The 25,596-nt window shown below is 72.9% G+C and carries 27 protein-coding genes and 2 riboswitches; of the genes, 19 read left to right on the top strand and 8 right to left on the bottom strand.

Annotation, left to right across the window (positions count from 1 at the left end):
* Positions 1-4: 4 nt before the first annotated feature.
* The gene (locus GCL84_RS26020) at positions 5-358 is read left to right on the top strand and encodes a hypothetical protein (RefSeq protein WP_197523511.1); all 354 of its coding nucleotides are present in this window, start codon (positions 5-7) and stop codon (positions 356-358) included.
* A gap of 2 nt (positions 359-360) precedes the next feature.
* Positions 361-708, top strand: a complete 348-nt coding sequence (locus GCL84_RS26015; RefSeq protein WP_407924435.1) for a DUF3817 domain-containing protein — start codon at positions 361-363, stop codon at positions 706-708.
* Between the two features lie 54 nt (positions 709-762).
* Here the strand turns inward: GCL84_RS26015 and GCL84_RS26010 are convergent, their stop codons facing one another.
* Genes GCL84_RS26010 through GCL84_RS26000 form a run of 3 tightly spaced genes read right to left on the bottom strand, consistent with a single transcriptional unit; the run spans position 763 to position 3,158 of the window.
* Positions 763-1,602, bottom strand: coding sequence for a spermidine synthase (locus GCL84_RS26010; protein WP_156758195.1), 840 nt, complete (start codon positions 1,600-1,602; stop codon positions 763-765).
* Complete coding sequence (gene speD, locus GCL84_RS26005) at positions 1,599-1,994, bottom strand: adenosylmethionine decarboxylase (RefSeq protein ID WP_156758194.1); 396 nt, start codon at positions 1,992-1,994, stop codon at positions 1,599-1,601. Before speD ends, GCL84_RS26010 begins: the two co-directional genes overlap by 4 nt.
* 24 nt (positions 1,995-2,018) lie before the next feature.
* Positions 2,019-3,158: a type III PLP-dependent enzyme gene (locus GCL84_RS26000; RefSeq protein ID WP_328618792.1), complete on the bottom strand. Its 1,140-nt coding sequence runs from the start codon at positions 3,156-3,158 to the stop codon at positions 2,019-2,021.
* 85 nt (positions 3,159-3,243) lie between these two features.
* On the opposite strand from GCL84_RS26000, the gene GCL84_RS25995 reads away from it, so the two are divergent.
* Complete coding sequence (locus tag GCL84_RS25995; RefSeq protein WP_156758192.1) at positions 3,244-4,560, top strand: MFS transporter; 1,317 nt, start codon at positions 3,244-3,246, stop codon at positions 4,558-4,560.
* Here GCL84_RS25995 and GCL84_RS25990 read toward each other — a convergent pair.
* Positions 4,520-6,127, bottom strand: a complete 1,608-nt coding sequence (locus GCL84_RS25990) for a solute symporter family protein (RefSeq protein ID WP_156758216.1) — start codon at positions 6,125-6,127, stop codon at positions 4,520-4,522. The two genes, GCL84_RS25995 and GCL84_RS25990, sit on opposite strands and share 41 nt — an antisense overlap.
* Positions 6,127-6,522, bottom strand: coding sequence for a DUF485 domain-containing protein (locus GCL84_RS25985; protein WP_156758191.1), 396 nt, complete (start codon positions 6,520-6,522; stop codon positions 6,127-6,129). The genes GCL84_RS25990 and GCL84_RS25985 overlap by 1 nt, the downstream gene beginning before the upstream one ends.
* A 715-nt stretch (positions 6,523-7,237) precedes the next feature.
* Here GCL84_RS25985 and GCL84_RS25980 point away from each other — a divergent pair.
* The 5 genes from GCL84_RS25980 to GCL84_RS25960 are packed head-to-tail and all read left to right on the top strand — an operon-like array spanning position 7,238 to position 12,528.
* Positions 7,238-10,486: a nitrate- and nitrite sensing domain-containing protein gene (locus GCL84_RS25980; RefSeq protein WP_156758190.1), complete on the top strand. Its 3,249-nt coding sequence runs from the start codon at positions 7,238-7,240 to the stop codon at positions 10,484-10,486.
* Positions 10,487-10,538: 52 nt separating this feature from the next.
* The gene (locus GCL84_RS25975) at positions 10,539-10,979 is read left to right on the top strand and encodes a roadblock/LC7 domain-containing protein (protein WP_156758189.1); all 441 of its coding nucleotides are present in this window, start codon (positions 10,539-10,541) and stop codon (positions 10,977-10,979) included.
* A 7-nt stretch (positions 10,980-10,986) separates the two neighbouring features.
* Positions 10,987-11,535, top strand: coding sequence for a DUF742 domain-containing protein (locus GCL84_RS25970; protein ID WP_235926728.1), 549 nt, complete (start codon positions 10,987-10,989; stop codon positions 11,533-11,535).
* Entirely contained in the window at positions 11,516-12,118 is a 603-nt protein-coding gene (locus GCL84_RS25965) for a GTP-binding protein (RefSeq protein WP_156758188.1), read from the top strand. Before GCL84_RS25970 ends, GCL84_RS25965 begins: the two co-directional genes overlap by 20 nt.
* Before the next feature lie 2 nt (positions 12,119-12,120).
* Complete coding sequence (locus GCL84_RS25960) at positions 12,121-12,528, top strand: hypothetical protein (RefSeq protein ID WP_156758187.1); 408 nt, start codon at positions 12,121-12,123, stop codon at positions 12,526-12,528.
* On the opposite strand, the gene GCL84_RS25955 is transcribed toward GCL84_RS25960, so the two are convergent.
* The gene (locus tag GCL84_RS25955) at positions 12,459-12,935 is read right to left on the bottom strand and encodes an Lrp/AsnC family transcriptional regulator (protein ID WP_156758186.1); all 477 of its coding nucleotides are present in this window, start codon (positions 12,933-12,935) and stop codon (positions 12,459-12,461) included. The two genes, GCL84_RS25960 and GCL84_RS25955, sit on opposite strands and share 70 nt — an antisense overlap.
* A 69-nt stretch (positions 12,936-13,004) precedes the next feature.
* Between GCL84_RS25955 and GCL84_RS25950 the strand changes: the two genes are divergently transcribed.
* Positions 13,005-13,985, top strand: a complete 981-nt coding sequence (locus GCL84_RS25950; protein WP_156758185.1) for an EamA family transporter — start codon at positions 13,005-13,007, stop codon at positions 13,983-13,985.
* Here the strand turns inward: GCL84_RS25950 and GCL84_RS25945 are convergent.
* Entirely contained in the window at positions 13,880-14,506 is a 627-nt protein-coding gene (locus GCL84_RS25945; RefSeq protein ID WP_156758184.1) for a TetR/AcrR family transcriptional regulator, read from the bottom strand. The genes GCL84_RS25950 and GCL84_RS25945 overlap by 106 nt on opposite strands.
* A 101-nt stretch (positions 14,507-14,607) precedes the next feature.
* On the opposite strand from GCL84_RS25945, the gene GCL84_RS25940 reads away from it, so the two are divergent.
* From GCL84_RS25940 to GCL84_RS25930, 3 genes are all read left to right on the top strand, one after another.
* Complete coding sequence (locus GCL84_RS25940) at positions 14,608-15,759, top strand: acyl-CoA dehydrogenase family protein (RefSeq protein WP_156758214.1); 1,152 nt, start codon at positions 14,608-14,610, stop codon at positions 15,757-15,759.
* A 33-nt stretch (positions 15,760-15,792) separates the two neighbouring features.
* Entirely contained in the window at positions 15,793-16,977 is a 1,185-nt protein-coding gene (locus GCL84_RS25935; protein ID WP_156758183.1) for an acyl-CoA dehydrogenase family protein, read from the top strand.
* A 226-nt stretch (positions 16,978-17,203) separates the two neighbouring features.
* Positions 17,204-18,283, top strand: a complete 1,080-nt coding sequence (locus GCL84_RS25930; RefSeq protein WP_156758182.1) for a zinc-binding dehydrogenase — start codon at positions 17,204-17,206, stop codon at positions 18,281-18,283.
* Positions 18,284-18,349: 66 nt separating this feature from the next.
* Here the strand turns inward: GCL84_RS25930 and GCL84_RS25925 are convergent, their stop codons facing one another.
* Positions 18,350-19,453, bottom strand: coding sequence for an oxygenase MpaB family protein (locus GCL84_RS25925; protein WP_235926726.1), 1,104 nt, complete (start codon positions 19,451-19,453; stop codon positions 18,350-18,352).
* A gap of 266 nt (positions 19,454-19,719) precedes the next feature.
* On the opposite strand from GCL84_RS25925, the gene GCL84_RS25920 reads away from it, so the two are divergent.
* The 7 genes from GCL84_RS25920 (at position 19,720) to glyA (ending at position 25,451) form a co-directional block, all read left to right on the top strand.
* Positions 19,720-20,421, top strand: coding sequence for an energy-coupling factor ABC transporter permease (locus GCL84_RS25920; RefSeq protein WP_156758181.1), 702 nt, complete (start codon positions 19,720-19,722; stop codon positions 20,419-20,421).
* On the top strand, positions 20,418-20,768 hold the full coding sequence (locus tag GCL84_RS25915) for a PDGLE domain-containing protein (RefSeq protein WP_156758180.1): 351 nt from the start codon (positions 20,418-20,420) through the stop codon (positions 20,766-20,768). Before GCL84_RS25920 ends, GCL84_RS25915 begins: the two co-directional genes overlap by 4 nt.
* Before the next feature lie 3 nt (positions 20,769-20,771).
* Complete coding sequence (gene cbiQ / locus GCL84_RS25910) at positions 20,772-21,527, top strand: cobalt ECF transporter T component CbiQ (RefSeq protein WP_156758179.1); 756 nt, start codon at positions 20,772-20,774, stop codon at positions 21,525-21,527.
* Positions 21,524-22,258, top strand: a complete 735-nt coding sequence (locus tag GCL84_RS25905) for an energy-coupling factor ABC transporter ATP-binding protein (RefSeq protein ID WP_235926725.1) — start codon at positions 21,524-21,526, stop codon at positions 22,256-22,258. Before cbiQ ends, GCL84_RS25905 begins: the two co-directional genes overlap by 4 nt.
* A gap of 50 nt (positions 22,259-22,308) precedes the next feature.
* Positions 22,309-22,402, top strand: a riboswitch (glycine riboswitch).
* Positions 22,403-22,500, top strand: a riboswitch (glycine riboswitch). It begins immediately after the preceding riboswitch.
* Positions 22,501-22,687: 187 nt separating this feature from the next.
* Positions 22,688-23,785 carry a glycine cleavage system aminomethyltransferase GcvT gene (gene gcvT / locus GCL84_RS25900; RefSeq protein WP_156758177.1) on the top strand — a complete coding sequence of 366 codons (1,098 nt, stop codon included), beginning with the start codon at positions 22,688-22,690 and terminating at the stop codon, positions 23,783-23,785.
* A 20-nt stretch (positions 23,786-23,805) separates the two neighbouring features.
* A complete protein-coding gene (gene gcvH, locus GCL84_RS25895; RefSeq protein ID WP_156758176.1) occupies positions 23,806-24,192 on the top strand; it encodes a glycine cleavage system protein GcvH in 387 nt (128 codons plus the stop codon).
* A complete protein-coding gene (glyA, locus tag GCL84_RS25890; protein WP_156758175.1) occupies positions 24,189-25,451 on the top strand; it encodes a serine hydroxymethyltransferase in 1,263 nt (420 codons plus the stop codon). The genes gcvH and glyA overlap by 4 nt, the downstream gene beginning before the upstream one ends.
* Positions 25,452-25,596: the final 145 nt, after the last annotated feature.

Genomic DNA, 25,596 nt, shown 5'->3' with positions numbered 1-25,596 from the left:
GCGTGTGCCCCGCAAGCTCCTCGTCATCCTCGTCAGCGCGTTGTCGCTGGTCGCGTGCTGCGGTCTGGCCTGGTGGCAGTGGCAGCGGTTCGAGTCGGCCAACGGCACGTTCCAGAACCTCGGGTACGTGCTGCAGTGGCCGCTGTTCGGGATAGCGCCGGGGTACATGTTCTGGCGCATGCGCAAGCTGCGCGAGCAGGAGCGGCAGCAGGACCAGGCCGTCGCCACGCCGGACCGCCCCGCACCCGGGCCCGCCCCGGTGCTCGCCGCCGTGCCGCCGGTGACCGACGACGAAGACCCCGAGCTCGCGGAGTACAACCGCTACCTCGCCCGACTCAACGCCCAGGAGCCCCGATGAGCATGACCGACGAGGAACACCCGGCCCAGGCCGTCGGCGTCAAGGGGGTGCGCGGCGCCCTCGCCCGCTACCGCGTCCTGGCCTACATCGTCGGCATCGGCCTGCTCGCCCTCGTCGCGGCCATGGTCGTCAAGTACGCCTTCGACAACGCCGCCCCGATGGCCGTCGTCGGCCCGGCGCACGGCTTCGTCTACGCCGTCTACCTGGTCTTCGCCTTCGACCTCGCCCTCAAGGCCCGCTGGTCGGTCAAGTCCACCCTCGGCGTCCTGCTCGCGGGCATGGTCCCCTTCGTCTCCTTCGTCGTCGAGCGCAAGGTCACCACCAAGGTCCGCGCGGGCGAGAAGATCTGACACCGGACACGCGCGGGCCCAGGGGAACCACCCCCAGGGCCCGCGCGTGTCGGCTCAGCCCGGGTTGCGCACCCGGTACGGCGGGATGGTGTTGCCGCGCAGCGCCAACGCGTCGATGGTCTCCGGCCGGTACGGCAGGGTCTCCAGCCGCGCGGTCATCGTGGCCAGCGAGTCCGGCAGGGCGTCGGCGAGGCCGAACAGGAACGCCCACTCGTGCTCGTCGGAGCCGTAGTAGACCGTCTCCGGGAAGACCGAGTTGAAGCGCTGCCAGGACCGGACGAGGGTCTCGTTGCGCCACATGGTCTGGCAGCCCGCCTGGCACACCACGACACCCCCGGGGGACAGCAGCGCCTTGCACTCGCCCAGGAACTCCGCCTCATAGAGGCGGTTGTGCTGGGCGAACTCCGGGCGCTCGTCGGGGAGGTCGACCACGACGATGTCGTAGGTGTCGGTCGCGTCCTCGACGAACCGGTGGCCGTCGGCGTAGTGGACGCGGATCGGGCCCTCGCCCCGAACCGCGTCGGCGAGGGCGGCCGCGGTGTAGCCGTAGGGCAGGTGCTCGGCGCACAGTTCGACGGCCTGCTGGTCGATGTCGACGTGGTCGACGACGCGGGCGCCCGCGGTGACCGACATCTCCGACGCGACGCCCTCCGAGGAGCCGATGACCAGCACCCGGGTCACCGAGGGGACCAGCAGGAACGCCGGGACCATCAGGGCCTCGTGGTAGGTGAGCTGGGAGAACTCGGTGCTCTGCCGGTCGTCGTCGCAGAACAGGGACACGCCCTGCGCGGTCCGCGCGATCACCAGGTGCTGGAACGGTGTCCGGGTGTCGACGGTGGTCGACTCGACGTCCCAGGCGCGGGACAGGCCGGGGCCCAGTGGCTCGTTGATCACGCCGCCGACTCCATCCGGTGTCCCCTGTGGACGGTGTTGACGCGCGCGTGCGCCGCGCCGAGGCGGTCGCGCAGCACCGTGGCCGCCAGCTCCGGGTCCGCGGTGTCGCCGCAGGTGAAGATGTCGAGGAACATCGCGCCGATCTCCGGGTAGGTGTGGATGGAGGCGTGCGACTCCGACAGCAGGGCGAGCACGGTCACACCCTGCGGCTCGAAGCGCTTGGACACCACGTCGCAGATGGTGGCGCCTGCGGCTGTGAGCGCACCCTCGAGCGTGGTGCGCAGGAAGCCGAGGTCGTCCAGGAGCGACGGATCGATACCGCCGAACTCGGCGAGCACGTGCCTGCCCGCGAACTGGCCGACGCCCGCAGCGGGCGCGCCGTCGTAGGACATGTGACCTCCAACTAGGGGTGTTGGTCAGCCGACGACCAGCGTCGGCAGGGGCGGGAACCCGTTGAACGACACCGACGAGTAGCTCGCGGTGTACGCACCGGCGTCCAGGATGTCAACGAGATCGCCCGCCCGCAGGGCGAGCGGCAACCGGTACGGCGTGCGCTGGTAGACGACGTCGTCGCCGTCGCAGGTCGGGCCCGCGATGACCACCGGGCCGTCGCCGCCGCCGGGGTGCGCGGTGCGCAGCCGGTAGGCGATGTACTCGTTCTCCGTCTCGGCCAGGCCGGAGTACCGGCCGACGTCGAGGTAGACCCAGCGGTGCTCGTCGGCGTCGGACTTGCGCGACACCAGCACCACCTCGGTCCGGATGACGCCCGCGGTCGCCACCACCGCACGCCCCGGCTCGACCACCAGCGCGGGCGGGGTCGGGAAGTGCTCGGCGAGCGCGCCGCGGATCGCGGCCGCGTGCTCGGACAGCGGGGGAGCGGGATCGCGGTAGCCGGTGGGGAAGCCGCCGCCGATGTTCAGCGCCCGCATCGGCACGCCCAGCTCGGCGGCCTGCCGGATGCCCGCCACCCACGCGGCCGGGTCGGTGTGCTGAGAGCCCACGTGGAAGGCCGCGCCGTCGACCGACAGCCCCAGGCCCGCCGCGCGCCGCAGCAGCCGCGCCGCCATCTCCGGCGCGCAGCCGAACTTCGCGCCGAACGGGGTGCCCGACGCCGGGGCGTCGACCAGGAACCGGCACGCCACCCGCGCCCCCGGCGCGTGCTCGGCCAGGTTCTCCAGGTCCCCGTCGGAGTCGAAGGTGAACCGCCGCACACCCGCCGCGTGCGCGCGCGCGATGTCCGACGCCTTCTTGATCGGGTTCCCGTAGGACAGCGACGAGGGGTCCGCGCCCTGCGCCAGGCAGAGCTCGACCTCGCCGGTGCTGGCCACGTCGAACCCGCTGCCCTCGGCGACCAGCGCGGCCACCACCTCGGGGGCGGGGTTGGCCTTCACCGCGTACAGGACGTCCGCGCCGGGCAGTTCAGCGCGCAGCGACCGGAAGTTCTCCCGGACGGTCGCCAGGTCCACCACCAGGCACGGCGTGGTGGGCGCGTTGTCGTCGAGGAACGCGCGCAACCGCTGATCGGCGGTCGCTGCTGCCTCCGTGGGGGGGAACACGGCGTGCACTGTAATACCGAGTGACCCCCGTGCGGGGGTGCCGTGGCCGTCGCCACCCCGGGCGCGAGTCGTACCATCGGTGATCATGACGGCCCTCCCGCCCCCGTCCGCGCGGGTCCGCGCCGGGTACTCGCTCGGTTCGCTGGCCACCGCCGCCTTCGGGACGGTTCCCGGCCTCCTGCTGCTGCCCTACCTGACCGACTCGCTGGCGATCCCCGCCGCCGTCGCCGGGGTGCTGGTGCTGCTGCCCAAGGCCTGGGACGTCGTGTTCAACCCGGTCGCGGGGCGCGTCAGCGACGCGTCGCGGCACCCGGACGGACCACGCCGCCCGTTCCTGCTGCGCGGCGGCCTCTCGCTCGCGGTGCTGTTCGCGCTGCTGTTCCTGCCGCCGCTGTTCGGCTCGCCCTGGCTCGACGGGGCCTACGTGGCCGTCGTGTTCGTCCTGTGCGCGACCGCGTTCGCCTTCTTCCAGGTGCCCTACAACGCGCTGCCGCCGGAGCTGGCCACCACCCAGGAGGACCGGACCCGGCTGACCGCCTGGCGGATCGCGGTGCTCGCCCTGGGCATCCTGGTCTGCGGCGCGGGCGCCCCGCTCGTCCGCGACGAGTTCGGCTACCTCGGCATGGGCGTCGGCGTGGGTCTGGTCATCGTGGTGGGCACCGCGGGGGTGATGTGGGGCACCAAGCACGCGCCCAGGGCCAAGCCGCAGGAGACCGGCGTGCGGGGTCGGGAGCTGGTGGCGCTGCTGCGCCAGGCCCGCCGGTTCCGGGTGCTGCTGACCGCGTTCGTCATCCAGTCCACGGCGATCGGCACCCTGCTGGCCGGGGTGGACTACCTGGCCAGGGTCGTGCTGGGCGAGCCGGGGGCGCAGACGCTGCTGTTCGCGGCGTTCGTGGGGCCCGCGCTGGTGGTCATGCCGGTGCTGCGCAGGGTCGCGGCGCGGTGGGGCGTGCAGCGGTCGTGGTCGGTGGCGACGGTGCTGTTCGCCGCCGCGTTCGGCGGGATCGCCTTCGGCCCGCCCACCCCGGTCCTGATCGGCCTGGTCGCCCTCGGCGGTGTCGCCTACGCGGGGCTGCAGGTGTTCCCGCTGACCCTGCTCGCCGACCTGATCGCCGACGAGGAGGCCAAGGCGGGCCAGACCCGGGCCGGGCTGTTCGCCGGGGTGTGGACCGCGGGCGACACGCTCGGCCTGGCGCTGGGGCCCGGCCTGTTCGGCCTCGTGCTGGGGATCGGCGGCTACGCGGCGGGCGCCGACCCGGCCGCGCAGCCCGGGTCGGCGTCGACCGCCATCGTCGTGGGGTTCGCGGTGCTGCCCCCGCTGCTGGTGCTGGCCACGCTGCCGCTGCTGCGGCAGCGCGGGCTCAGCGCGCCCGCGGCGAGGCCTGGCGCCCCAGCCCCGTGAGCGCCCGGACCTCCATCTCCTTCTGCCGCTCGGGGTCCGCCTCGTCCTTGCCCAACACCGTGCCCAGGTAGCCGCACAGGAACGACACCGGGATCGAGACGATGCCGGGGTTCGACAGCGGGAACACCGCGAAGTCCACATCGGACAGGATCGAGGTCGGCGCCCCGGAGACCACCGGCGACAGCGACACCAGCAGCAGGCACGACCCCAGCCCGCCGTACATCGCCCACAGCGTCCCGGTGGTGGTGAACCGCTTCCAGAACAACGAGTACAGCAGCGTCGACAGGTTGGCCGACGCGGCGAAGGCGAACGCCAGCGCCACCAGGAACGCCACGTTCTGCCCGTTGGCCAGGATGCCGCCGACGATCGCCAGCAGCCCGATCACCACCGCGGTCAACCGGGCGACGCGGACCTCGGCGCCCGGCTCCGGCGTGCCCCTGCGCAGGATGTTGGCGTACACGTCGTGGGCGAACGACGCCGACGCGGTGATCGTCAACCCGGCCACCACGGCCAGGATCGTCGCGAACGCGACCGCCGCCACCACCCCCATCAGCACGGTGCCGCCGACCTCGAAGGCCAGCAGCGGCACCGCCGAGTTCTCCCGGCCGGTGGCGGCCAGGATGCGCTCGGAGCCGACCAGCGCCGACGCGCCGTAGCCGATGACCAGCGTGCCCAGGTAGAACACGCTCATCGCGCCCACCGCCCAGACCACCGACCGCCGCGCCTCGCGGGCGTCGGGCACGGTGTAGAAGCGCATCAGCACGTGCGGCAGCCCGGCCGCGCCCAGGATCAGCGCCAGCGACAGCGACACGAAGTCCAGCGTGGCCGTCGGCGACTGCCCGTACTGCACCCCGGGGCCGAGGACCCGCTCGCCGTTGGTGTTGTTCGCCGCGGCCTGCTCCAGCAGCGAGCTCGGGCTGAACCCGAACTTGCCCAGCAGGAACACCGTCATCAGCACCACGGTGAGCAGCAGCAGCCCGGCCTTGATAATCTGCACCCAGGTGGTGCCCTTCATCCCGCCGACGAGCACGTAGCAGATCATGATCAGGCCGACGACGGTGATGACCACCGCCTGCCCGACCGCACCGTGCACGTCGAGCAGCAGGGCCACGACCGCGCCCGCGCCCGCCATCTGCGCCAGCATGTAGAACAGCGAGATCACCAGCGTCGAGGTCGCCGCGGCCGCGCGCACCGGGCGCTGGCGCATCCGGTAGGCCAGCACGTCGCCCATGGTGAACCGGCCGGTGTTGCGGACCAGCTCGGCGACCAGCAGCAGGTTCACCAGCCAGGCGACCAGGAAGCCGATCGAGTACAGGAAGCCGTCGTAGCCGGTGATCGCGATGGCGCCCGCGACGCCGAGGAAGGACGCGGCGGACAGGAAGTCGCCGGAGAGGGCGAACCCGTTCTGCACACCGGTGAACCGCCCCCCTGCCGCGTAGTAGTCGTCGGCGGTCGTGCCCCCGCTGTTGAACCGGTAGACCACGTACAGCGTGATGAGCACGAACGCGGCGAACACGGCGGTGTTGAGCGCGGGGTCGCCCACCCCGGCCTGCGCCTGGGCGGTGATCACCCGCGCTCACCCGCCGACTGCCGGATCGCGGCGGCGGCGGGGTCCAGCGACCGCCGCGCCCAGCGGGTGTAGACGAGGGTGAGCGCGATCGTGCTGGCGAACTGGCCCAGGCCCAGCAGCAGGCCGAGGGTCACCGCGCCGCTGACCCGGATCGCCAGCAGGCCGGGGGCGTAGGCGGCGAGCAGCACGTAGGTGAGGTACCAGCTCAGGAACAAGCCGGTGGCCGGGAAGGTGAAGCGGCGGAACCGCGCGCGCAGAGCGGTGAACTCCGGGCTCGCGTGCAGCGCGGCGAAGTCGGGCGGGGCGGTCGGGGCGGGGACGCGGTCCACGCCGCCGAAGGCGGCTGGCCGGTCGCCCGCGGGCGCGGTCGCCCGTGCGGCTGGGGCGGTCATACATTCCTCCTAGGCGAGGGGGAGGCGGGGAATGGACGCCGCGCCGGTGGTGGCGGAAAGGGCGTCGGGGCGAATGGCCCGGGCCATGTTAACCACCCGCCGCGAGAACGGTCTAATGCGCGTCGGCAGTCCGGAGAACGAGATCAGGGCGATATTGGTTCGAGATCGACGAACTGTCACACGTAATAGTGAACTGTGCAATCAGGATGCCGAGCGGAAGTTGCCGATCGCAAGCCGCCCTCCCGGGCCGGTTTGTCGTTTGGCGCGCCGGAACAACCCTTCGTCGATTCGGCCGGACCGAAGAGGGCAGCTCAGCGGGCCTGTCACCGGTACGGGTGAGGTCTTGGGTCATACCAGGAGACGTCCCACCCGATCGAGCGACTCAAGGTCGATTGATCTCCGGAGAGTGACCAAATCGCTCGCAAGAACGGGCAGGCGCACCGTTCCAAGGCGCGGAAAAAGGGTGTCGTGGCTGGTCAGCAATGGTTTCATCAGAAGCGGGGCCAGATCGCTTGATTGGGGTACGGTTGGCCCTCAAGTTCCCCCGGTGAACGCCGATGTCCGTGAAGGGTGGCGGACGACGAGCCGTTCCCGGGAGTCCCCGGGAAATGCCCTGCAGGTGCCCTGTGCTGTCCAGGTTCCAACCGTGGAAGGAGAGCGGCGCGGTGAAGGTGTTGCTCCGACGGCGAAGGCGGTCCGTCGCGGGAGGACGCGCATGACCGCGACCGTCCCCCGCACCAGGTCCTCTCCCACGTCCACCGGCCGGGCGGGGGCGGGCCGGGACGACAACGACGTGGCCGACGGGCGCCGCGCCGCCGCCGGTGGGGAAGCCGGCGGGCGGTCGGGCAGGTCACGGTGGCGATCCCTGACCGCCTGGCGGGACTGGTCCATCCCGGTCAAGCTGACCGCCGTCATCGCCGTCCCGGTGCTGTTCGCCGTCGTGCTCGGCGCCCTGCGGATCACCGACCAGGTCAACCGCGCCGACGGCTACCGCCAGGTGGACCGGGTCGTCGAGGTCACCGACTCGCTGCGCGGCCTGCTCGGCTGGGTGCAGCGCGAGCGGACCAAGTCCGCGGTCGCGCTCACCGGCGGCGCCGCCATCGACGAGGCCACCGCCACCGAGCGGCGCAGCGCCGACTACGCCCGCGAGCAACTGCGGGCCGCCGTGGCCGCCGCCGAGTTCGGCTCCCCGGTCACCGCCGCCCGCGCCGCCGACGCCCGGACCGCCCTGCAGCGGCTCGACGTGCTGCGCCGCTCGGTCTCCGGCGGCGCGGTCGACGCGGCCACCGCGCTGGCCCAGTTCACCGGCATCATCGGCGTGCTGCTCGACTTCGACCGCGCCGTCGCCGAGGAGATCACCGACCGCGAGCTCTCCGGCACCGCCGCCGCCCTGGCCCAGCTCGACGCGGCCCAGGAGGAGGTGCGGTTCCAGTGGGCGCTGGTCGCCGTCGGCATCGCCCGCGGCGGGCTCAACAGCGCCGAGCTGACCGCGCTGCGCTCCTCGCAGGCCCGCCTGGACGACCACAACTCCGGCTTCCGCGCGGTGGCCACCGAGGCCGAGCGCGCCGAGTTCGAGCGGCAGGTGTCCGTGCCGGTCGTCCGCGACCGGTCCGCGCTGCTCACCCGGGTCCTCGGCGACGCCGCCGCGCCCGCCGCGGTCGACGTGCCGCTGCCGCTGCCCGCCGTGGACTGGGACCTCGCCTCCGACCAGACCTCCGCCCGCCTCAGCGCGGCGGCGGCCACCCTGGGCGAGCGGATCAAGGCCCGCTCCGACGCGCTGCAGGACGACGCGGGCGACGCCGCCGGGCTCGCCTCGGTCGTGCTGATCCTCGCGCTCGTGCTCGCCGCCGCGGTCATCTTCCTGATGGGCCGCCAGCTCCTGCGGTCGCTGGCCGAGCTGCGCCGCGGCGCGCTGGACATCGCCCGCACCCGGCTGCCCGCCGCGGTGGCCCGCATCCGCGACGGCGGCGAGGTCACCGCCAAGGTCGACCCGATCGCCGTGCCGTCGGCCGACGAGGTCGGGCAGGTCGCCCGCGCCTTCGACGCCGTGCACGAGCAGGCGCTGCGGCTGGCGGGCGAGCAGGCCGCGCTGCGGGCCAACTACGGCAACGTCTTCGTCAACCTGTCGCGCCGCAGCCAGGGCCTGGTCCAGCGCCAACTGCACCTGCTCGAACGGCTCGAGCGCGACGAGGAGGACGCCGACCAGCTCTCCACCCTGTTCCAGCTCGACCACCTCGCGACCCGGATGCGCCGCAACAACGAGAACCTGATGGTGCTCTCCGGCAGCGAGCCCGCCCGCCGCGCCCAGCAGCCCGCGCCGCTGGCCGACCTGCTGCGCGCCGCGGTCTCCGAGATCGAGCAGTACCAACGGGTGGTCATCCAGTCGCCGCCCTCGGCCCTGGTCGTCGGCTACGCCGTGGGCGACCTGATCCGCCTGGTCGCCGAGCTGCTGGACAACGCCGCCGCGTTCTCCGCCCCGACCACCCAGGTGACCGTGGCGGGCCAGCACACCGAGGACGGCGCGGTGCGCATCGAGGTCGTCGACCGCGGCATCGGCATGCGCGACGACGAGTTGGCCGAGGCCAACCACCGCCTCGCCGACGCGGGCACCGTCGACGCCTCCACCGCCCGCCGCATGGGCCTGTTCGTGGTCGGCAGGCTGGCCGCCCGGCACGGGGTGCGGGTGGCGCTGCGGGCGGGCAACCAGTCCGGCACCCGGGCCACCGTGGTGATCCCGCCGGAGCTGGTGACCGCCAACGTCATCGGCCTGCCCGCCGTCCCGCCCAAGCCCGCCTCGCCGCCCCCCGCGGCCGAGGGCAAGCGCGCCCCGCACGCCGTCAACGGCTCGGGTGTGAACGGCGCCGGGGTCAACGGCAGCGGCACCAACGGCACCAACGGCACGGCCGTCAACGGCCGCGGCGCGGTGAACGGGTCGGTCAACGGGTCGCACAAGCCCAACGGCACCAACGGCTCCGCCGTCAACGGCCGCCCCACCACCGACGGCGGCCTGCCCCGCCGCACACCCCGCGACACCCGCCCCACCGGTGGCGACGGGGCCCAACTCCCCCACTCGGTGCCGCAGCCGCGCACCCCCGACCAGGGCAAGGCGGCCCCCGCGGCCCCGGCGGCGCCCCGGCCAGCACCGGACGAGGACCAAGTCCCGCTGCCCCGCCGCGAACGGCCCGAGCCGCGCGCCGCGGCCCCGGACCTGTTCAGCCCCGCCGAGCAGACCGGGTGGTGGGACACCCCGTCCGACGACAGCCTCGGCGCGAGCGCGCCGCCGCCCGACGCGATGCACGAGACCACGCCGATCTTCGACGAGATGGTCTCCGCCTGGTTCCGGACGGTCACCGACGACCCCGCCACCCAGGCGCCGAGCCAGGTCCCCGAGGCCTGGGACTTCGCCGCCGACCACGGGTTCAGCGCCGCGCGGGCCGTCGCCGACACCACCCCCGAGGACTTCACCGACACCGGCCTGCCGCGCCGGACCCCCCGGCGCAACCTGGTGCCCGGCTCGGTCAACGGCCAGGCCAGGCCCGAGCCCAAGCCCGAGGCCCGGCCACTGCCGCAGTGGGCCCCGTTCGGCTCCCGCGACGCCGCCGAGCTGCGCCGCAGGCTCAGCAGCTACCAGCGCGGCGTGCACCGGGCCCGCGGCGCGCAGCAGAGCGACCCCGCGCAGGATCAGCCGACGACCCCCGAGCGGGGCCTGGACCTGCGCGGCGCGCGGTTCGGGTTCGTCGGCGAACCCCCCGGCCAGGACGGTCTGCCCCAGCGCACCCCCCGGGAGCGGCTGCTGCCGGGCAGCCTCGACAAGCCCGCCCCGACCGCGCACCGCGGCCCGGTCATGGAGCGCGACGCCGAGGCGCTGCGCTCGCGACTGGGCAGCCTGCAGCGCGGCATCGGCCGGGGCCGCGACAGCCTCGCCCGGCGCGGGCCCGAGCACCAGGAGGGCGCCGGCCCGTGAGCGCCGAACCGCACCGACCAGCTCAGCCACCAGCAGTGAGGAATGGAGCACGATGACGACCACGCAGCCCAAGCCGAGCCAGTTCGGATGGCTGGTCAACGACTTCGCCGACCGCATCGTCGGCGTCGCGCACGCCGTGGTGGTCTCCGCGGACGGGTTGCTGCTGACCTCGTCGGCGCGGCTGCCCGTCGACCGCGCCGACCAGCTCGCCGCGGTCGCCTCCGGGGTGATCAGCCTGACCCAGGGCGCGGCCCGCTGCTTCGAGGCCGGGTCGGTCAAGGAGACCGTGGTCGAGATGGAGCGCGGCATCATGCTCCTGATGGCCATCAGCGACGGCTCCTGCCTGGCCGTGCTGGCCGCCCCGACCTGCGACATCGGCCAGGTGGCCTACGAGATGACGCTGCTGGTCGACCGGGTCGGCCAGATCCTGACCCCCGAGCTTCGGGCGGCGCTGCGCGGCGGGTCCGCGCGGATGGTCCGGCAGCCCGCGTGAGCGCCCGATGACCGAGCAGCCCCACGAGCCGACGTTCGCCGACGTGGTCAACGGCCTGTCGATGGCAGGCCGCGAACGCCACCGGGCCGCCGAGGTGCCCGCGCCGCCACCGCCCGCCCCGGTGGCCGAGGACGGCGTCCTGCGCCGCACCGAGCCGCAGTGGCCCGCCACCGACCTCTCCGACGCCGCGGCGGCGGACGGGGTGATCGCCGACGAGGTCACCTCGATCGTCCGCCCCTACGCCTGGACCAGGGGCCGCACCCGCTCCACGTTCGAGCTGCGGCTGGAGACGATGGTGTCCACCAGCGCGCGCGCCGCCGACGCGGCCGCGTTCGCCGAGTCCGAGCACCGGGCGATCGGCGCGCTGTGCCACCAGCCGAGGTCGGTGGCCGAGGTCGCCACCCTGATGGGCGCCCCGCTCGGGGTCGCCAAGGTCCTGCTGGGCGACATGGCCCAACTGGGCCTGATCACCGTGCACAAGACAGCGACCGGGGGCGCCAACCGCGCCCACCTGGTGTTGATGGAAAGGGTACTCAGTGGACTCCGTCGGCTATGACGACGCGGAAGCCCCGGCGCTCACCTCGGTCAAGATCGTCGTGGCGGGCGGGTTCGGCGCGGGCAAGACCACCTTCGTCGGCGCGGTGTCGGAGATCGTCCCGCTGACCACCGAGGCCGTGATGACCTCGGCCTCCAGCGACATCGACGACACCTCGGCGACCCCGGACAAGTCGACCACCACGGTCGCGATGGACTTCGGCCGCGTCTCACTCGACTCGGACCTGATCCTGTACCTGTTCGGCACGCCCGGCCAGCAGCGGTTCTGGTTCATGTGGGACGACCTGGTCCGCGGCGCCATCGGCGCGGTGGTCCTGGCCGACACCCGCCGCCTGGCCGACTCGTTCTCCCCGATCGACTTCTTCGAGGAGCGCGAACTGCCCTACGTCATCGGCCTCAACTGCTTCGACGGCGTCCTCAAGCACGACATCGAAGAGGTCCGCGACGCCCTCGTCGTCTCCCCGGAGGTGCCCATCATCCCCTGTGACGCCCGCGACCGGGCCAGCGTCAAGCAATCCCTGATCACCATGGTCGAGTACGCCATGCAGCGCTGGGTCACCCTGCACGGCGCGGGGGTGGGCTGATCATGCCTTCCCTGCTGCAGGACCTCGCCTCCGACGTGCGGTCCGAACTGCCGCACCCGCACCCGTCGTGCCGGGTCGACCTCGTGCCCGGCGACAGCGCCACCCACCTCGACCTGTGGCGCGGCACCGACAAGGTGGCCACCGCCTCGTTCCACCACGACGCCGACGCCGCCCGCGTCGAACTCGTCTGCCTGCGCGTCCTGATCCCGTGGCAGGGCAAGGGGTTCGGCGTCGAGCTGCTGTCGCGGATGATCGAGCGGTACCCCGACTGCCGGTTCGCCGCGGGCCCGAACGGCGTGCAGATCGACGAGGCGATCGACTGGCTCATCCAGCGCAAGCGTCACGGCGCGGGCCGGGTGGGCAGGTCCAGGGTGGCGCGCACCGGGTCGAGCACGAGCATCGTCGAGTAGCGGCGCAGGTTGGGCGCGTCCTTGAGGACCGCGTCGGCCACCACGCGGTGCTCCTCGACGCCGGTCGTCGCCAGCACCACGACGTAGTCCCAGTCGCCGGTGACGTTGTAGAGCTGCTGCACGTGCGGACTGGCCAGCACGTGCGCGCGGAACCGCTCGTGCTCCGCGCGCGACTCCCGGTCCAGCGTCGCCAGGCACACCGCCAGCAGCGCCCCGGCCCGCTTGGCGTCGAGCACGGCGACCGTCCGGTCGACGAGTCCGGTCTCGCGGAAGCGCTCGATCCGCCGCTGCACGGCGCTGGGGGACAGGCCCACCTGGTCGCCGAGCGCCGCGAGCGTGCGCGCGCTGTCGCGCTGCAACAGGCCGAGGAGGGCGTGGTCGAGGTCGTCGAGCTCGGGTCTGGGCACGCGACATTGTTGCGCCGCGGGCGGTGAACTCTCAATCGCGTTGCGCGTGACCTGGCTAGCGTTCTCACCGTGCCGAAACCGACTTCCGCCCTGCTGGCAGGCGTGCTGGGCGCTGTGGCGATGGGCAGCGCCGCGCCCGCCCTGAAGATGCTGGGATCGACCGCGCTGTCGCCGGTCAACGTCATCCAGGCCCGGGTCGTGCTGGGCGCGCTGGCGCTGTCGATCGCCGCTGTGGCGCTGCGGCGGCGGTTGCGGGTGCCCAGGGCGCAGTGGCCGCTGATCGCCGCCTACGGTGTGGTGACCATCGCGGTGAACCAGGTCGTGTACGTGGTGGCACTGGGGCGGCTGCCGGTCGGGGTCGCGCTGCTGCTGGAGTACCTGGCCCCGGTGCTGGTGGCGCTGTGGGTCCGGTTCGCGCGCGGGAGCCCGGCCCCGGGCGCGCTGTGGGCGGGCACCGGCGTGCTGCTGGTCGGCGTGGCGCTGGTCGGCGGCACGGGAACGGGGCCGCTGGACGCGGTGGGCGTGCTGTTCGGGCTCCTCGCCGCGGTGACCATGGCGGGCCGGTTCCTGTTGGCGGAGCGGGGTTTGCGCGACCACGACCCGCTGGTGCTCGCGATGTGGGGCGCGTCCTGCGGGGCGGTGGCCCTGCTCGTGGTGCGGCCGTTCCCGGTCGCGGTGCTCGCCGACGTCGTCGACGGGGTGCCGGTGTGGGCGCTGGTCCTCTACGCGGGGCTGGTCGGCCTGGCGTTGGCGGTGCTGCTCGGGGTCGTCGCGCAGCGCGGGCTCGCGCCGACGGCGGCCAGTTCGGTGGCGGCGCTGGAGGTCGTCGTGGGCGGGGTCCTGGCGGCGTTGGTGCTGGGGGAGCGGCTGGGCGCGGCGCAGTGGGCCGGGGTGGCGGCGGTGCTGGCGGGGGTGGCGCTGACCCAGGTCGGGGCCCGGCGGGGTCAGGCGACCCTGGCGCGCAGCGCGACCAGCCCGGCGACGAACGCCTCCAGCGCCAGCTCGAAGCTCTCCGCGTCGATCGCGTCGGCGTTCTCGCGCAGCAGGTGAGCCTGGTTGAGGTGCGGGTAGCGGTCCACGTACACCTGCACGTCGTCCTCGAAGCCGCGGGAGAACGACGACATCGCCGCCCCCAGCACCAGGTACTTGGTGGACGCCCCGATCAGCGTGGCGTAGCGCGGCGGCCAGCCCGCGCGGACCAGGCCGCCGTGCACGGCGTCGGCGCGCTGCAGCGCCGTCTCCCGGCGGGCGGGTCCGGCGGCGAGCACGGGCACCAGGTTGGGGTGCGCGGCCATCGCCGCCCGGTAGGAGCGGGCCCAGGTGCGCAGGCCCGTCTGCCAGTCCGGGCCGTCGAAGTCCGATACGTCCACATCGGACATGACCGCGTCCGCCACGTCCTGCAGCAACTCGTCCTTCGTGCGGTAATGGCTGTACAGCGACGCCGCCTGGACGCCGAGGCCCGCCGCGAGCCGCCGCATCGACAGGGCGTCGAGGCCGTGCCCGTCCACCAGCGCGAGGGCGTGCGCCCGGATGCGCTCGCGGCTGAGCAGCGGTGTCGACGGACGTGGCACTTCGTGTCTCCCGGGTCACGCCCGCGCCCTGTTGCCCCGGGGTTGCGGGCATCCTATCCTGAGAATACCTAACACTGTATGGTTTGCTGACGGGAGACGCCGTGGACCTGTCCCTCTCCGACGAGCAGCAGGCGCTCTGGGACCTCGCCCGGGACTTCATCGACCGCGAGGTGGTGCCGAACTCGCGGGAGTGGGACCGCCGCGAGCAGGTCGACCGGGGGATCGTGGCCAAGCTGGGCGCGGTCGGCTTCCTCGGTATGACCATCCCCGAGGAGTACGGCGGCTCCGGCGGCGACAACCTCAGCTACTGCCTGATGATGGAGGAGCTCGGCCGCGGCGACTCGGCCATCCGCGGCATCGTCAGCGTCTCGCTCGGCCTGGTCGGCAAGTCCATCCACAAGTGGGGCAGCGAGGAGCAGAAGCGGCACTGGCTGCCGCGTATCTGCTCCGGCGAGTCGCTGGCCTGCTTCGGCCTCACCGAGCCCGACACCGGCTCCGACGCGGCCAACCTGTCCACCCGGGCGGTGCGCGAGGGCGACGACTACGTCATCACCGGCTCGAAGATGTTCATCACCAACGGCACTTGGGCCGACGTGTCCCTGGTCTTCGCCCGCACCGGCGGCCCCGGCCCCAAGGGCGTCAGCGCCTTCCTGGTGCCCACCGACGCCCCCGGCTTCGAGCACCGCGAGATCAAGGGCAAGCTCGGCCTGCGCGGCCAGTCGACCGGCGAGCTGGTCCTCGACGGCGTGCGCGTGCCCGCCTCGGCCCGCCTCGGCGACGAGGGCGTCGGCTTCAAGATCGCGATGAGCGCGCTGGACAAGGGCCGCATGTCGGTCGCCGCGGGCTGCGTCGGCCTGGCCAACGGCGCGTTGCAGGCCAGCGTGCAGTACGCCAAGGAGCGCCTGCAGTTCGGCAAGCCCATCGCCTCGTACCAGCTCGTGCAGGAGATGCTCGCCGACATGGCGGTCAACACCGAGGCCGCCCGGCTGCTGGTGTGGCGGGTGGCCGACCTGATCGAGCGCGGCCTGCCGTTCGGCACCGCCGCGTCGATGGCCAAGCTGCACGCCAGCGAGAACGCCGTCGCCGCGGCCAACCTGGCCATCCAGGTCTTCGGCGGCTACGGCTACCTCGACGAGTACCCGGTCGCGAAGTACCTGCGCGACGCCCGCGTGATGACCCTCTACGAGGGCACCACCCAGATCCAGAAGCTGCTGATCGGTCGCGCGCTGACCGGCATCAACGCCTTTGTGTGACAGGTTCGGCCTAGAGCAAGAGGAGGGGACGTCATGGTTGATTTCTCGCTCAGCGACGAGGAGAAGCAGGTCCGCGACTGGGTCCGCACCTTCGTCCGCAAGGAGATCATCCCGCTGGAGCAGGAGGTCCTGCGCCGCGAGCGGGCCAACCAGCCCGGCCTCACCGCCGACGTGCTCAAGGAGCTGCAGGACAAGGCGAAGGCGTCCGGGTTCTGGGGCGTGCAGACGCCGGAGGACTACGGCGGCATGGGGTTGGGCGCGGTGATGTCGGCGCTGCTGGAGGCCGAGCTGGGCCGCTCCTTCGTGCAGTTCCGCTTCGGCGGCCACGCCGACAACATCCTCTACTACGCCAACGACGAGCAGAAGCAGCGCTACCTGCTCCCGACGCTGTCCGGCGAGCGCAAGTCCTGCTTCGCCATCACCGAGCCCGGCGCCGGGTCCGACGCGCGCAACATCCGCACCTCCGCCCGCCAGGACGGCACCGACTGGATCATCAACGGTGAGAAGACCTTCATCACCGGCGGCAACGAGGCCGACTTCACGATGGTCTTCGCGGTGACCGACAAGGACAAGCACAGCAAAAGGCATACTGACCAGTCGGTCACTTGCTTCCTCGTCGACCGCGACCAGGGTTGGCGCAGCGAGTACATCGACACCATGGGGGAGTGGGGCCCCGCCGCCCTGGTCTTCGAGGACGTCCGCGTCCCGAAGGAGAACATCCTCGGCGAGGTCGGCAACGGCTTCGGCCTGGCCATGAAGTGGATCGGCCGCGGCCGCTACATGCTCCCCGCCCGCGCCCTCGGCGCCTGCGAACGCCTCATCGAGATGGCCGTCGAGCAGGCCAACACCCGGGTCACCTTCGGCGAGCCCATCGCCAACCGCCAGGCCATCCAGTGGATGATCGCCGACTCCGCGGTGGAGATCGAGGCCCTGCGCTGGCTGGTCCTGCACGCCGCCTGGGTCGTCGACCAGGGCCAGGACTCCCGCCACTGGCAGTCGATCGCCAAGCTCTACGGCGGCGTCAAGGCCAACGAGATCGTCGACCGGGTGCTGCAGATCCACGGCGGCATGGGGTACACGCGGGAGCTGCCCGTCGAGCGCTGGTACCGCGAGCTGCGGCTGCTGCGCATCTACGAGGGCACCGACGAGATCCAGCGCCGCACCATCGCCCGCAACATCCTCAAGGGCCACGCCAGCGTCTCCGGCACGCTCGGCTGAGCCCCACCGCCCACCCGGCACCGTCCCCGACTCGGCGGGCGGCGGCGCCTGCCTTACCCCCGCCGCACCGCCAACCCGCCAGAGTACGACCAGCACCGCCCCGCCGCGCCCCGTTGTCCACAGGCCGCGAAGGGGACCCCTGATTTCAACGTTATCGCAGGCCACCGACACCGAGCCGGGCCCGGACCGAGGTTGTCCACAGGCCCGCGCGACACCGAGGAGTGACATGGTCAGGGCAGCCGTTCTGTCCGAGCAGGGCAAGCCGATGGAGGTCGTCGACATCGTCCTGCCGGAGCCCGGCCCCGGCCGGGTGCGGGTGCGGGTCGCGGCGGCGGGGGTGTGCCACTCGGACCTGTCGCTGTCGAACGGCACGCTGCGCCAGCCGGTGCCCGCGGTGCTGGGCCACGAGGGCGCCGGGGTGGTCACGGCCATCGGCGAGGGGGTCACCAAGGTCGCGGTCGGCGACCACGTGCTGCTCAACTGGGCGCCGCCGTGCCGGGAGTGCTGGTTCTGCGACAACGGCGAGCCCTGGCTGTGCGCGCACAACTCCGACGCCGCAGGCGTCCCGCACGGCACGCTCGCCGACGGCACCGACCTCTACCCCGGCCTGGGCGCGGGCGCGTTCGCCGAGGAGACCATCGTCCCGGAGAACGGCGCGGTCCCGATCCCCGCGGACGTCCCGCTGGAGCAGGCCGCCGTGCTCGGCTGCGCGGTGCTGACCGGCGTCGGCGCGGTGTTCAACACCGCCAAGGTCCAGCCGGGCCAGGCCGTCCTGGTGGTCGGCGTCGGCGGCATCGGCCTGTCGGTGCTGCAGGCCGCGCGCATCGCCGGGGCCTCCCCGATCATCGCCGTCGACGTGCACGCGGAGAAGGAGGAGCTGGCCCGCGCCCAGGGCGCCACCCACTTCCTCGTCTCCGACGACACGACCACCAAGGCCATCCGCAAGCTCACCGGCGGCCGCGGCGCCGACGTCGCCTTCGAGTGCGTCGGCATCCCCGCCACCATCCGCGCCGCCTGGTCCGCCAGCCGCCGCGGCGGCCACGTCGTCGTGGTGGGCGTGGGCAGCGCCAAGGCCATGGTCGAGTTCAGCGCCCTGGAGCTCTACTGGCAGGGCCGCACCCTCACCGGCTGCCTCTTCGGCTCCACCGACCCCGACGTCGACGTCCCCCGCCTGCTCGCCCTGGCCGCCGAGGGCAAGCTCGACGTCTCCGCCCTGGTCACCAACACCACCGACCTCACCGGCGTCGAGGCCGCCTTCGAGGACATGCGCCAGGGCAAGGGCGGGCGCACCCTCATCCGCTTCTAGGCCCGCTCCGCACCGTCCGGTCCGACGACCACCGCACCGGACGGGGCGGGCAAGCCCCGCGCGGGCTCAGCTCATCGGACAGCCCCGCAGCCCCGCGGGGATGTCCAACGGCGCGGACCGGCCACCCGTCAGCACCCGCGCGCTCACCTTCACCAACAGCCCACCCGCCTTGTCCAGCACGACCCGCGCGGCCTTGTTGTTGTCCTCAACCCGTTCCAACGCCCGCATCACCCGCGCCCCGCCGCCGACCACGCGCCCCCACCCCGGCGACCGCGGCACCCCCACCATGTCGGCGACCTCGTGCCCGATCGTCTGCCGGACCATCGCGGGCACCACCCCGTCGAACACCTTCCCCGGCACGAAGTCCTGGTACAGGGCCAAGATCTCCCCGGTCAGCGCCGTGCCCTCCGGCGACGGCGCGAAGTACGGGTCGAGCATCGCGCGGTTCAGCGCGTCGGCCTCGGCGAACGACCACGGGAGCACGTCCTCGCGGATGCCCAGCATCGCCCCGGCGACCCGCCACACGTGCCAGTAGTCCTCGGCCTCCGCGTCGGTGACCGACACACCGATGCGGCGCATCCCGTGCACGACCCGCACCGAGAAGATCAGCAGCGCGCCCAGCAGGTCGCGCTGGCACACCGGCACCCCGTCCGCCGGGTCCCAGTCCGGCGACCCGGTGACCAGGTGGCGCACGGCCGCGTGGATGAGCCGGGTCTTCTGGATGGTCGGCACGAACGCGCCGCGGTCGCCGAACGGGTCGTCGGCCATCATGTTCAGCACGAACTGCGAGGTCTCGGCCAGGCGCCGGTGCGGCTGGTTGAGGCGGTGGGTGGCGGTGAGGACCTTCGCCGGGACCACCTGGGCGTAGCACTCGACCATCGACCCGTAGGACAGCACCGACGCCACGTGCGCGCCGTCGTCGACGAAGAACTCCCGCGCCCCAGCCACCCGTTCAGGGTCCATCCAGGCGGGGGGCACGTCAGTGTCGATCAAGTACTGGCGCACGCGCGCGGGCAGGTTCTCGGGGATCGGCTGGGCGTTGCCGCGGAACTCCGTCAGCACCGCGTTGACCTCGCCGATCGCCCCGGAGGACACCAGGTCCTCGATCACGGCGTCGGCGAGCGGGTCGCCCTCGTGGCGCAAGGCGTCCACGGATTCTTGTGACAGCACGAGCACGGACTGTAGTATCCGATCGCCGATTTGCTCATCACCCGATCGGGGCGTGCTTCGTTCGTGACCATCGCGCGGCGAGCACCCACCGGCCACCGGCCCCGAACAGCTCGACTCGGCGACACCCGAAGCCGCCGCGCCGGGCACCCGAGCACGCTGAACCAGCCGTGACTGGTCGCACTCTGTGTGCAGTTGCCACCCGATGGCGTTAAAACCGATTGCGCAATAGGCTCACCTGGTTCCGATCCGCCCTGCTCGGAGGTGCCATGACCGCCCCGGTCGCCATGCACATGAGCGATGGTCTGCTGAACACCCCGACGACGGTGCTGTTCCTCGGCGTCGCCGTCATCGGGGTCGCGATCGCCGCCGTGAAGGCCAGAGCCGACCTCGACGACCGCGCCGCGCCCATGGCCGGGCTGGTCGCCGCGTTCGTCTTCGCCACCCAGATGCTCAACTTCCCCGTCCTGGCCGGGGTCTCCGGGCACCTGCTCGGCGGCGCGCTCGCCGCCATCCTCGTCGGCCCCTGGGTGGGCGCGCTGTGCGTGTCCATCGTGCTCGTCGTGCAGGCGCTCCTGTTCTCCGACGGCGGCCTGACGGCGCTGGGCGCGAACATCACCAACATGGCCCTGATCGGCACCGCCGCCGGGTTCGGCGTGGCGCTGGCGCTCAAGCGGCTCGCCGCGCGCGGCAAGGCCGGGCTGGTCGCGGTCTCGTTCATCGCGGCCCTGGTCAACACGGTCGTGGCCGCGCTCGGCTTCGTCATCGAGTTCGCCATCGGCGGCGACGCGGCGTTCAGCCTGGGCACCGTCGCGGCCACGGTCCTCGGCGTGCACGTGCTCATCGGCATCGGCGAGGGCGTCATCACCGCCCTGACCGTCGGCGCCGTCGCCGCGGCCCGTCCCGACCTGGTCTACCTGTTGCGCGGCACGGCCAAGCCGCTGGAGCTGCGCGGGAAGGCGGCGGCATGACCACGACCACCAAGCGCAACCTGGGCTTCCTCGCGGCGTTCCTGCTCGTCGCCCTCGTCCTCGCGGGCGGCGTGTCCTACTTCGCCGACTCCAACCCCGACGGCCTCGACCACGCCACGCTGCAAGGCTGCACCGTTGCCGAGACCGAGGCGGGCGAGGAGTTGCAGGGCTCGTGCATCGCCCAGAACGCCCAGGACCACCCCCTGTCCGAAGGCCCCTTCGCCGACTACACCGTCGGCGGTGACGAGGGGCTGTCCGGTCTCGCGGGGGTCGTCGGCGTCATCGCGACCCTGGCCGTGGCGTTCGGCCTGTTCTGGGTGCTCCGCAAGCGCCCCAGCAAGAACTAGGCCGTGGGGCACGCGCACCTGCTGCACCGGCCCGGCGACACCCCCGTGCACCGGCTCGCCCCGCAGGTCAAGGTCGTCGCCGCGCTGGCGTTCGTGCTGTGCGTCGTCACCACCCCGCGGACCGCGTTCTGGGCGTTCGGCGTCCACCTGGCCCTCCTCGCGGGAGTGTGGGTGATCGCGCGCGTCCCACCGGGGTGGCTGGCCGCGCGCGCCCTCATCGAAGCCCCCTTCGTCGTGCTCGCGCTGCTGCTGCCGTTCCTCTCGGGCGGCCCGGCGGTGGACGTGCTGGGCGTCAGCCTGTCCCAGACAGGGCTGCTGGTGGGGTGGAACATCCTCGCCAAAGGCACCCTGGGCGTGCTCACCTCGCTGACCCTCGCCGCGACCACCTCCCCGCGAGACCTGCTCGTGGGACTGCAACGGCTGCGCGTGCCGTCCATGGTCATCACCATCGCCACGCTCATGCTGCGCTACCTGGAGGTCATCGCCGCCGAGGCCCAGCGCATGCGGCTGGCCCGCGTCTGCCGCGGCCACAACCCCCGCTTCCTCTGGCAGGCAGGCGCCACCGCCCGTTCCGTGGGCACCCTGTTCATCCGCTCCTACGAACGCGGCGAACGCGTGCACCTGGCGATGGTCTCGCGCGGGTGGACCGGCCGGATGCCCGAGACCGGGACCCCCGCCCCGACCCGCGCGTGGGTCGCCGGACTCGCCCCCGCCCTCCTCGCCGGACTCGCGGTCGCGGGGACCACACTGTGGCCGTGACACCGCCCGCGCTGCTCGTCGAAGGCCTCGCCTACGCCTACCCCGACGGCCACCAAGCCCTCTTCGGCATCGACCTGCGCGTCGAACCGGGGGAGCGGGTCGCGGTCCTGGGACCCAACGGCGCGGGCAAGACCACCCTCGCCCTGCACCTCAACGGCGTGCACACCGCGGGCGCGGGCCGGGTCGTGGTCAACGGCATCGAGGTCGGCAAGACCACGCTGCGCGAGGTGCGCCGCCGGGTCGGCCTCGTCTTCCAGGACCCCGACGACCAGCTGTTCATGCCCACCGTCGGCGAGGACGTCGCCTTCGGCCCGGCCAACTTCGGCCTGCGCGGCGACGAGCTCGCCGCCCGCGTCGACTGGGCGCTGGACGCCGTCGGCATGGCCGGGCACGCCGACCGGTCCCCGGCCCACCTCTCCGGCGGGCAGCGGCGACGGGTGGCGCTGGCCACCGTCCTGGCCTGCGACCCGGACGTCCTGGTGCTCGACGAACCATCGGCCAACCTCGAGCCGGTCGCCCGCCGCGAACTCGCCGAGGTCCTGCTCGGCCTCGGCCGCACCACGCTCATGGTCACCCACGACCTGCCCTACGCGTTGCAGCTCTGCCCGCGCGGGGTGCTCGTCGACGAGGGCGTCGTCGTCGCCGACCGCCCCACGCGCGACCTGCTCGCCGACACCGACCTGCTCGCCGCCCACCGGCTGGAACTGCCCTACGGCTTCGCGCTGGACTGATCGGGGACCGGCCGGTTACGTTGGACGCACAAGTGAACATCGGGCCATCACGAACCGGGACGGGAGAGCCCCCAGGACAGCGCTGGGGCACCGAAGGAGCAAGCTCCCCGCCAATCTCTCAGGTAGACCTACCGCCCCGGTCAGGCCACTCTGGAAAGCAGGCGCCCCCGCGCGCCTCACCCACGGTGCAAACCGCCCTCAGCGGCGGTGAAGCTCTCAGGTCCCATGACAGAGGGGGAGTTCCCACACCGCCGAGCCGGAGGAACTCCCGAGTTGTCCCCGAAACCCCCGCGGCCGCCCGCCGCGTCGTCCGAACCGGACCCGCCACCCGAGTTGTCCACAGGCGCGCCCACCCCCCTGCCCAACGGCGGCGCCCCGTGCCACCCTGGGCGCAGCCGGTCAGACCAGGACGAACGAGAACGGACACCGATGAGCACACCATCCCCCCTGCACGCGGTCCACGAGGCCCTCGGCGCCTCGTTCACCGACTTCGCGGGTTGGACCATGCCCCTGCGCTACGGCAGCCAGCTCGCCGAGCACGAGGCAGTGCGCACGGCCGCGGGCCTGTTCGACCTGAGCCACATGGGTGAGATCGTGCTGACCGGCCCCGACGCCGCCGCCACCCTGGACTACGCCCTGGTCGGCAAGCTCTCCGCGGTCAAGCCCGGCCGCGCCCGCTACACCATGGTCTGCGGCGGCGACGGCGGCGTCCTCGACGACCTCGTCGTCTACCGGCTCGCCGACGACGAGTACATGGTCGTCGCCAACGCCGCCAACGCCGCGGCCGTCGCCGACGCCCTCGCCGAACGGGCGGCCGGGTTCGACGTCGAGGTCGCCGACCGCTCCGCGGCCACCGCGCTCATCGCCGTCCAGGGGCCGCGCTCGGCAGCCATCCTGGCCCAGGTCACCGACGCCGACCTCGGCGCGCTCAAGTACTACGCCAGCGCCCCCGCCGTCGCCGCGGGCGTCGACGTCCTGCTCGCCCGCACCGGCTACACCGGCGAGGACGGCTTCGAGCTCTACGTCGCGGGGGAGCGCGCCCCCGAGGTCTGGCGGGCGCTCACCGACGCGGGCGCCGCGCACGGGCTCGTCCCCTGCGGCCTGGCCTGCCGCGACACCCTGCGCCTGGAAGCGGGCATGCCGCTCTACGGCAACGAGCTGGACGCCACCCGCACCCCGTTCGACGCGGCCCTGGGCCGCGTTGTGAAGTTCGACAAGGGCGACTTCGTCGGCCGGGCCGCCCTGGAACGCCGCCGCGACGCCGACGTGCCAGAGAAGGTGCTGGTCGGCCTGGTCGCCGAGGGCCGCAGGTCGCCGCGACACGGCTACCCGGTCCTCGCCGCGGACGGGACCGAGGTCGGTACGGTCACCAGCGGCTCGCTGTCGCCGACCTTGGGCCACCCGATCGCGCTGGCCTACGTCCCCACGGCGGTCAGCGCGCCCGGCACCGCCCTGTCGGTGGACATCCGCGGCACGGCCGTCCCGGTCGAGGTCGTCGCACTGCCCTTCTACCAGCGTCCCGCCTGAGCAGGAGATCAACGAACAACATGAGCAGCATCCCGGAGAACCTGGCCTACACCCAGGAACACGAATGGGTCGACCTCACCGACGGGGTTGCCACCGTGGGGGTCACCGCCTACGCCGCCGAGCAGCTCGGCGACGTGGTCTACGTCCAACTGCCCGAGGTCGGCGCCACCGCCACCGAGGGCGAGTCGTTCGGCGAGATCGAGTCGACCAAGTCCGTCAGCGAGCTGTTCGCGCCGGTCGCGGGCGAGGTCGTCGAGGTCAACGAGGCCGTCGTCGACGCCCCCGAGCACGTCAACAACGACCCGTACGGCGACGGCTGGCTGGTGCGGATCCGCCTCGCGGGCGACGCCCCCGAGCTGCTCTCCGCCACCGACTACACCAAGCTGACCACCGAGGGGGACGCGTGAGCACGTTCGACCAGACACTGGCCCAGGTCGACCCCGAGGTCGCCGCGGCGGTCGCCGCCGAGCTCGGCCGCCAGCAGGACACCCTCGAGATGATCGCCTCGGAGAACTTCGCCCCGCTGGGCGTGCTCGAGGCCCAGGGCTCGGTGCTGACCAACAAGTATGCCGAGGGCTACCCGGGCAAGCGCTACTACGGCGGCTGCGAGCACGTCGACGTCATCGAGCAGCTCGCCATCGACCGGGTCAAGGAGCTCTTCGGCGCCGAGCACGCCAACGTCCAGCCGCACTCGGGCGCCAGCGCCAACGCCGCCGCCATGGTCGCCGTGATCAAGCCGGGGGACACCATCCTCGGCCTCGACCTGGCCCACGGCGGACACCTCACGCACGGCATGAAGATCAACTTCTCCGGCAAGCTGTACAAGGTCGCCGCCTACCACGTCGACCGCGAGACCGGCCTGGTCGACATGGCCGAGGTCGAGCGCCTCGCCCACGAGCACAAGCCCGCCCTGATCATCGCGGGCTGGTCGGCCTACCCCCGCCAGCTCGACTTCGCCGAGTTCCGCCGCATCGCCGACGCCGTGGGCGCCAAGCTCATGGTCGACATGGCGCACTTCGCGGGCCTGGTCGCCGCGGGCCTGCACCCCAACCCGGTCCCGCACGCCGACCTGGTCACCACCACCACGCACAAGACACTCGGCGGCCCCCGCGGCGGCGTCGTGCTCTGCAAGCAGGAGCTGGCCAAGAAGGTCAACTCCGCGGTCTTCCCCGGCCAGCAGGGCGGCCCCCTCGAGCACGTCATCGCCGCCAAGGCCGTCGCGTTCAAGATCGCCGCCACCGAGGAGTTCGCCGAACGCCAGCGCCGCGTCCTCGACGGCGCCCGCATCCTCGCCGACCGACTCGCACAGCCCGACTGCGCCGCCGTCGGCGTCAAGGTCGCCTCCGGCGGCACCGACGTCCACCTGGTCTTGGTCGACCTGGTCGACTCCACCCTCGACGGCCAGCAGGCCGAGGACCGCCTGCACTCCATCGGCATCACCGTCAACCGCAACGCCGTGCCGTTCGACCCCCGCCCCCCGATGGTCACCTCCGGCCTCCGCATCGGCACCCCCGCCCTGGCCACCCGAGGCTTCGACACCGACGACTTCACCGAGGTCGCCGAGATCATCGCCCAGGCCCTCAACCCGGCCACCGACCCCGCCCCCCTCAAGGCCCGCGTCGACCTACTGGCCAAGCGCCGCCCGCTCTACCCCACCCTGGGCTGACCGACCGGGGCGGGCGACCCCACCGCGCCCGCCCCGCCACCCCTCGACCCCACACCGTGCGCGCCCCCCCACCAAACCGCGCGACGGTGCTCCAACACCACCCGAACACCAAGCGGCCCCCAATCCAGACCGGTCAAGCAGACCC

Source organism: Actinokineospora pegani (assembly GCF_009745975.1).
GTDB classification, from domain to species: Bacteria; Actinomycetota; Actinomycetes; order Mycobacteriales; family Pseudonocardiaceae; genus Actinokineospora; species Actinokineospora pegani.
This window is presented reverse-complemented; position numbering and strand designations above follow the sequence as displayed.